Source organism: Nonomuraea sp. NPDC003804, from assembly GCF_040610675.1.
Lineage (GTDB): Bacteria > Actinomycetota > Actinomycetes > Streptosporangiales > Streptosporangiaceae > Nonomuraea.
This window is the reverse complement of record NZ_JBEXMT010000034.1, coordinates 107,522-114,745: the sequence shown is the minus strand read 5'-3', so window position 1 is coordinate 114,745 and position 7,224 is coordinate 107,522. Positions and strand designations below refer to the sequence as shown.

The 7,224-nt window shown below is 71.1% G+C and carries 4 protein-coding genes; 3 read left to right on the top strand and 1 reads right to left on the bottom strand.

What is annotated here, in order from left to right:
• The first annotated feature begins 323 nt into the window (after window positions 1-323).
• From ABZX22_RS36615 to ABZX22_RS36605, 3 genes are all read left to right on the top strand, one after another.
• Entirely contained in the window at window positions 324-2,651 is a 2,328-nt protein-coding gene (locus ABZX22_RS36615; RefSeq protein WP_354918791.1) for an NB-ARC domain-containing protein, read from the top strand.
• Window positions 2,652-2,787: 136 nt separating this feature from the next.
• Window positions 2,788-3,618, top strand: a complete 831-nt coding sequence (locus ABZX22_RS36610; protein WP_354918788.1) for an alpha/beta hydrolase — start codon at window positions 2,788-2,790, stop codon at window positions 3,616-3,618.
• Complete coding sequence (locus ABZX22_RS36605) at window positions 3,615-4,316, top strand: alpha/beta hydrolase (RefSeq protein ID WP_354918785.1); 702 nt, start codon at window positions 3,615-3,617, stop codon at window positions 4,314-4,316. Before ABZX22_RS36610 ends, ABZX22_RS36605 begins: the two co-directional genes overlap by 4 nt.
• A 12-nt stretch (window positions 4,317-4,328) precedes the next feature.
• On the opposite strand, the gene ABZX22_RS36600 is transcribed toward ABZX22_RS36605, so the two are convergent.
• The gene (locus ABZX22_RS36600) at window positions 4,329-7,163 is read right to left on the bottom strand and encodes an AAA family ATPase (protein WP_354918782.1); all 2,835 of its coding nucleotides are present in this window, start codon (window positions 7,161-7,163) and stop codon (window positions 4,329-4,331) included.
• Between the last annotated feature and the right edge of the window lie 61 nt (window positions 7,164-7,224).

Here is a 7,224-nt window from a genome sequence, read left to right as displayed (position 1 = left end):
CAAAAATCTCCCAATCTCATCCACCCCGCCCCGGTGGGGGGGGGGGGGGGGGGTTGGGGTGGGGTGTGTTTTTTTCTAAAAAACCCTCACAACCCCCCCCCCCACCACCCGCTCTACATCAGGATCGACGCGGTCGAGGACCGGTGAGCTTCACCTTTAGTCTGTGGAGATCGCCGCCCGTACCGGGTGAGGATGAGACGGCGCTGCTACTGGAGGGGTGAAAAGAAGAGAACTCTGCAGAGCTGGTCGAATCCGAGAGGGCGATCCCGTCGTAACGTCAGCATCAGAGCGAGATCATCTGACAAGAGCCGGGAAGGTGTGGGATGAGTGCAGTTGATCCCGTCGAGAGCGGAACGGTGACGATCGCCTTCGGACCGTTGTTACGCAGTCTGCGGCATGAAGCGCAGCTGACCATGGAAAAGCTGTCGCACGCCTCCGGCATCAGCGAGCGGGCCATCGGTGACATGGAACGGGGCACCAGCCGTGGCCCGCAACGCCGTACGGTCCAGGCTCTGGCGAAGGCCCTGAACCTGGCGCCCCAGCAGGCCCGGGCTCTGGCGGAGGCCGCGCAAGCCGGTCGTCCCCGACCGGCGGGGACCGGCGGCGTGTGCGAGTTTCCGCGTGGCACGGGGGACTTCACCGGCCGGGCGGCGGAGCTCGATGTTCTGCGTGAGCTGGCCGAGGGGCCCGCGGCGGCTGGGACGGCGGGGGTGGCCACCATCTCGGGGCCCGCCGGGACCGGGAAGACGACGCTCGTCGTGCACGCCGCCGAGCATCTGGGTAGCGGTTTCCCCGACGGCCGCCTGTATGTCGACCTGCGCGGAATGGACCCGGTTCCGCTGGAGCCAGCGATCGCGCTGGCCCGGATGCTGAAGGCGCTCGGGGTGGCCGAGCGGCGCATCGCAGGCGAGGAGAACGAGCGGGCCGGGCAGTACCGGGCGGTGCTGCGGGAGCGGCGCTGCCTCATCGTGCTGGACAACGCCGCCGGAGAAGCCCAGGTGCGGCCCCTGCTGCCGGCTGCCGGACCCGGGTTGACGCTGATCACCAGCCGTCGCAGCCTGGCCGGGCTCGAAGGAGTGCGCCAGATCCCGCTGGCGCCGCTGCCTGACGATGAGGCGGCGACGTTGCTGGCAGCGATCATCGGCCGGCAGCGCGCCGAAGCAGATCCGCGAGGGCTGGCCGAGGTCGTGCGGCTGTGCGGGAACCTGCCGCTGGCGGTGCGGATCGCCGGCAACAGGCTCCAGAGCCGGCCCGACTGGAACCTCCGCCAGCTGGCCGGACGGCTCGGTGATCAGGAGCGGCGGCTGGAGGCGCTGTCGGCCGGTGATTTGGCCGTGGCGGGTGCCTTCCAGCTGTCCTACCGCCAGCTCTCGCTGACCGCTCAGCGTCTGTTCCGGCGGCTGGCGCTCGCCGCCGCCCCGGACTTCAGGGTGCCGATGGCCGCCGTCCTGGCCGAGGTCGACCTGTTCGAGGCCGAAGACGCGCTGGAGGAACTGGTCGAACTGGGGCTGCTGCAGGCGCCGTTCGCCGTGGCCTACCGCTTTCACGATCTGGTACGGCTGTACGCGCGGGCCCGGCTGAGCGAGCAAGAGCCCATCGAGGAGCAACGCGCCGCACGGCGGCGGATGGAGTCCTGGCTGCTGGAGACGGCGGTGGTGGCCGGTCGCTGGTTCGAGCCCGGGTTCGGTGCGCCGCCTGAAGGCTGGAGCGAACTGGTCACGCTGGCGGATGCCGACCAGGCCGAGGCATGGCTGCGCGGCGAGAGCGAGGGTTGGCTGGCGGCGCTGCGGTCCGCAGCGCGTGGCGGCGAGCACGCGCGGGTGATCGAGGTGGCCGAGTCGATGCACTGGTTCTCCGACCGCTGGATTCACTGGGGCCACTGGCGGGAGGTGTTCGAGCTGTCCTCGGCCGCCGCCCGTGCCCTGGCCGATCCGCTGCTGGAGGCCGTGCATCTGAACTACCTGTCCTGGGCCTACAGCATCACCGAGCGACGCTACCCGGAGGCCGAACGAGCGGCGCTGGCCGCCTTCGAGCTGGCGGGCAAAGCGGGTGACGCGCGGCAGGAGGGCTGGTCGCTCACGTATGCCGCCTGGGCGGTGCGCGACTCGGCCGGCGCCGGTGACCTAGAGCGAGCAGCCCGGCACGCGACCCGTGGCGCGGAGCTGCTGCGGCAGGCCGGTGACGCCGAGGGGTATCCGCAGGCGGTGCTGACCTCGGCCGACTGCCTGTCCCGACTGCGGCGTGCGGAGGAGTCCCTGGCTGAACTGACGGAGCTGGTCGGTGTCCTGCGCGCTCCCGGGTACGGCGCAGCTCCGGCGATCGTCACGTTCAGTCTCGGGTGCGCGCTGGACGTGATGGGCGACAACTACGCCGCGCTGGGCCGCCACCGGGAAGCGGCCGAGCACTACCGGCTGGCGCTGCCCCAGCTCAAGGCCCATCCGATCACGCGGGCGATCGGGCGGACCCTGCGCAACCTGGCGGCGGTGCTGTGTCGTCTGGGCGAGGTCGAGTCCGCCCGGCGGGTGCTTGACGAGGCTCGCGCGCTTTACGAGGAGGCGGGGCAGGGCGAGTCGGTCGCCGCCGTGCTGGAGGACCTGGCCGATCTCGAACGCGGTGGCGTGGTCCTACTCAGCCGCGAGGTGGTGGTGTAGGCCTGTCCAGCGTCGAACGACCTAGATCCGCCTGCTTCGACAGGGTGCGGAAGACGCAGGCGAATGACTGATTCCTCCTGCTTGTCCTGAGCCGAGTCTGGATCCACGACCGGATCTCGGAAAAAGGAGAAGCACGATGAATCGAAGATCCCTGATCGGCCTGGCGGCCGCCGCCGTCACGCTCGCCCTAGCGGCCCTGCCGCCGGCCGCCTTCGCGGGCGGAGAGGGCGGATACGGCGGACACGGCGCAGACAGTGGCAAGCCCACCGTGGTGCTGGTGCACGGCGCTTTCGCTGACTCCTCGAGCTGGAACGGCGTCATCCAGCGGTTGCAGCGCGACGGATATCCGGTGCTGTCGGCGTCCAACCCGCTGCGCGGCCTGGAGTCCGACGCCGCCTACGTCCGCAGCGTGCTCGACAGCGTCAAGGGCCCGATCGTGCTGGCCGGTCACTCCTACGGAGGAGCCGTGATCAGTGCTGCCGCCGTGGACCATCCGCAGGTCAAGGCGCTGGTCTACATCGCCGCTGTCATCCCCGACCGAGGCGAGAGCACCGGCGAACTGACCACCCGCTTCCCCGGCAACACCCTGGGCCAGAACCTGCTGCGGGTGCCTTTCCCGCTGCCCGGCGGCGGCACCGGGACCGACCTCTACGTCAAGCCTTCCGCCTTCCATCGGCACTTCGCCGCCGACGTGCCTGCCGGAACCGCCGCGCTGCTGGCCGCCACCCAGCGGCCGGCGGCCACCACCGCGCTGGAGGAGAAGGCCACGGCGACCGCCTGGCGGACCGTCGCCTCCTGGGCCCTGCTCGCCACCGAGGACCGGGCCATTCCACTGGCCGCCCAGCGCTTCATGGCCGAGCGCGCCGGCTCCCGCACCGTCGAGGTGAAGGCCTCCCACGCCGTCGCCGTCTCCCGGCCCGACCGCGTCGCCAGGATCATCGTCGAAGCCGCGAGGAGTGAGTCGTGAAACCCACCATCGTCCTCGTCCACGGAGCCTTCGCCGAGTCCGCGAGTTGGAACGGCGTCATCAGCAGGCTCCGCGCGGCCGGCCACCGCGTCATCGCCGCCGCCAACCCGCTGCGCAGCCTGTCCGGCGACGCCGCCGCCGTCCGAACCCTGCTCACCAGCATCGAGGGTCCGATCGTCCTGGTCGGTCACTCGTACGGCGGAGCCGTCATCACCAACGCGGCCATCGGCCTCGGCAACGTCAAAGCCCTGGTCTACGCCGCCGGACTCGCCCCCGACAAGGGTGAGAGCGTGCCCGATCTGACCGGTAAGTATCCCGGCGCGACCCTCGGCGAAGTGCTGTACCAAGTCCCGCTCCCGGACGGCACCACCGACGCCTACGTCGAGCAGAGCGGCTACAACCGGCACTTCGCCGCCGACCTCTCCCCCGAGCAGGCCGCTGTGGCCGCCGCCACGCAACGCCCGTTCAACAGTGCGGCGGCCGGCGAGGGGTCGGGCGAGCCCGCGTGGCGGACGATCCCCTCCTGGTTCATCTACCCTGAGCTGGACCTGGCGATCCCGGCCGAGGTCTTCCGGTTCATGGCTGAGCGGGCCGGGGCACGGGCGACGGTCGAGGTGCCAGGCGCCTCGCACGCGCTGCCCGTCTCCCAGCCTCAGGCAGTGGCGGACCTCATCCTCCGCGCAGTCGCCAACATTTAGCAGCGGCAGGGCTCAAGGACGCGATAGGGCGTCCCTGAGCCCTGCTCGCGAAGCGACACCCAGCTTGGGAAAGATGCGGTAGAGGTGGGCGCCGACCGTTCGTGGCGACAGGTACAGGCGCTCGGCGATCTGCTTGTTGGACAGACCGCTCGCCGCCAGATGCGCGATTTCCAGCTCCTGCGGGGTCAGGGTGTCACGCCCGCCTGGAGCCTCTCCAGGCGGCTGATGGCCGGTGGCGCGCAACTCGTGCTCGGTCCTGGCCAGCCACGGCGTGGCGGCCAGCGCGGCGAAGCCGTCACGGGCGGCCAGCAGATGCCCGCGCGCCTCGGAGGGCGCCCGCTTGCGGCGCAGCTTCTCGGCGAAGGCAAGCCGGATGCGGGAGACCTCGAACAGCCATCGTTCAGCAGCCGGTACGGCAAGCAGGGCCTCCAGGCGTTGAGCGACCGGTTCGTCGTCGACGGCGAGCGCCTCCGCCCCCGCTTGGATCAGCGCCATGCGCGGGGACAGTTCGGCGACCCCGTTGGCCTTCATCGCCGCCACGTGCGCGAGAGCCTCCTTCACGCGGCCGGTGCGCAGCGCCGCCTCGACCAGGTCGAACATCACCCACGTGCAGTGCGGCAGGTAGGAGGCCAGCGTCCCCGCCGGGCTCATCGCGGCGGCATGCAGGTAGGCGGCCTCGAAGTCGCCCTGGCTGGAGGCTGCGAGGACCCTGGGGTGGTGGGCGAAGAGCACGGCGCTGGTCACGCCGCGGGGCAGTGCCCAGCGGGTGATCTCGTCGGCAAGTTCATGAGCCTCGCCGGTCCGGCCCCGGCCGGCTGCGATGATCGCCCGGTTGTAGAGGAAGTACCAGGTGAAGAAGGCGAAGCCACTCGTGCCGCAGATGTGGTGGCCTTCGCGCGCGAGTTCGTCCGCCTCGTCCCAGCGGCCCACGAGGTAGTCCTCCAGGCACAGGTGCATCAGCGCTCCGAGCTGGCGGCGGGGTGAACCGCCCTGGCGGCCCTGCCGTACCAGCCGCCAGGAAGCCTCCCGTAAATCGCTCAGCCGGTCGAGGTAGACCGAGGCCGTGCCGATGCGCACCACGCGGGCCGGGTTGTCATGTTCTGACAAAGCGGCGAGGAGCTTGTCCAGCTCGGGGGCGGCGGCGGCAGCCGTACGCACGGGGTCGGGGAAGGTTTTGCTTGCCACGGTGAGCACGTCGGGCGGGCTCGGGGTCAGCCGTTGCAGTGCCCGGTAGAAGGTGTCCCAGTGCGAGGGTGTCCCGGCCCACCAGGAGAGCAGGAGCAGCGTATGCATCGCCTCGATGAGGGCGGGGTCGTCGGCCTGGTAGCCGTGGGCGCCGGTCTCGATGGCGCCGGACAGCAGGCGATGGGCGGTGTGCACGTCACCGTCACCGTCGAGCATCAGGAAGGCCGCCGCGTTCGCGGCATGCAAGGAGCCGGCCGGGTCGCTCGTGCCGGTTCTCGCACCAGGCGCTGTGCTCAGGGACCGTTCGGTGCTCAGATCCGCATCGGGCGGGGCGGCTCTCCGCGTCGCGTCCGAGCTCACCTTGCGGGCATGGGCCAGCAGCGTCTTGGCGTCGTCGTTCACGCCTCCCGCCTCCGCGCCGATGTACGCCGCCTCAGCCAGGCGTCTGGCGCGCGCCTGCTCCGTGCCGCTCAGCTCGGCCGCGCGAACCAACGCCGCGACCGCGCCTAACGCGTCGCCCCGGAGCATGACGTGCCGGGCCGCCTCGTCCAGGAGCACCGCGACCGACTCGTCCGGGCCCGCCGCCGCGGCGGCCAAATGCCAGGCCTGCCGCTCCGGGTCGCCCCGCAGCGCGGCGGCGATGGACAGGTGCGCGTCGCGCCGCGCCTCATGGGTGGACAGATCGACGATCGCCGATCCGATCAGCGGATGGCGGAAGACGATCCGGGCCGATGCGTCCTCCACCCGGACCAGCCGCGCACGCTCGGCCGGGGCAAGGTCGGTGAGGCCGTGCTGCTCACCGGCCACCTCGCGTAGCAGCCGCAGGTCTCCGCTGCCCTCGAGCGTGGCGACCAGAAGCAGGCGCTGCGTGGCTTCGGGAAGGTCCGCTATCCGGGCCGCGAAGACGGCCTGCAACCGCTCGTTCAGCGGAACCACGTCGGAGCCGTCCATGCCGCCCGGTCCTGCGCCGGTCACGCAGGTGGGCAGCTCGATCAACGCCAGCGGATTGCCGCGGGCGAGATCGAGCACCCGTCGGCGGACGTAGCCCGGCAGCTCCGGGAATCGCGCGTCCACCAGGCGGGCCGAGGCCTCCCGGCCGAGTGGCTGGATCACGACCTCGACCAGCCCTCGACGGTCGAGGAAGCTCTCAGTTCCGGTCCTGGAGGCTGCCACCAGCCCGACTGCGCGGCCCGCCACGCGCCTGGCGATGAAGCCGAGCGCCACCGCGCTCGCGCGATCGACCCACTGCACGTCGTCGATCAGCAGGAGCGCCGGCTCCCGGTCGGCGACCGCCATGGCCAGGGCCAAGGCGGCGTTGCAGACCAGTAGGGGTTCCGGAGGTGGGCCGGTGCCGAAACCCAGCGCCACCTGGAGCGCCTCCCGTTGGCTCGGCGGCAGTCGCTCCAGATCGTCCTGGGCGGGCAGCAGGAGCTGGTTGAGGCAGGAGTAGCTGACATCCGCCTCGAACTCCGAGCCTGACGCCCGGAGCACCCGCATCCCCGCGGCCACCGCGTGCTCGGCGGTGACGTCCAGGAGCGCGGACTTGCCGACGCCTGGCTCACCCCTGACCAGCCGGCTCTCACCGCGAAGCCGTACCAGGTCAAGGAAGCGGTCGATGCGCTCCAGTTCGACGTCACGCCCGAACAGTTCCGTCGCGGTCATCGAAGTCTCGTTTCGGGTCGCCGGGAAGGTGGCTGGGTTTCAGGGGCTCTTCTGGTTTCGG

Excerpts from the sequence above, each read along its gene's own strand:
- ABZX22_RS36600 (WP_354918782.1), bottom strand. The coding sequence starts at position 7,163 with ATGACCGCGACGGAACTGTTCGGGCGTGACGTCGAACTGGAGCGCATC.
- ABZX22_RS36610 (WP_354918788.1), top strand. The coding sequence starts at position 2,788 with ATGAATCGAAGATCCCTGATCGGCCTGGCGGCCGCCGCCGTCACGCTC.
- ABZX22_RS36615 (WP_354918791.1), top strand. The coding sequence starts at position 324 with ATGAGTGCAGTTGATCCCGTCGAGAGCGGAACGGTGACGATCGCCTTC.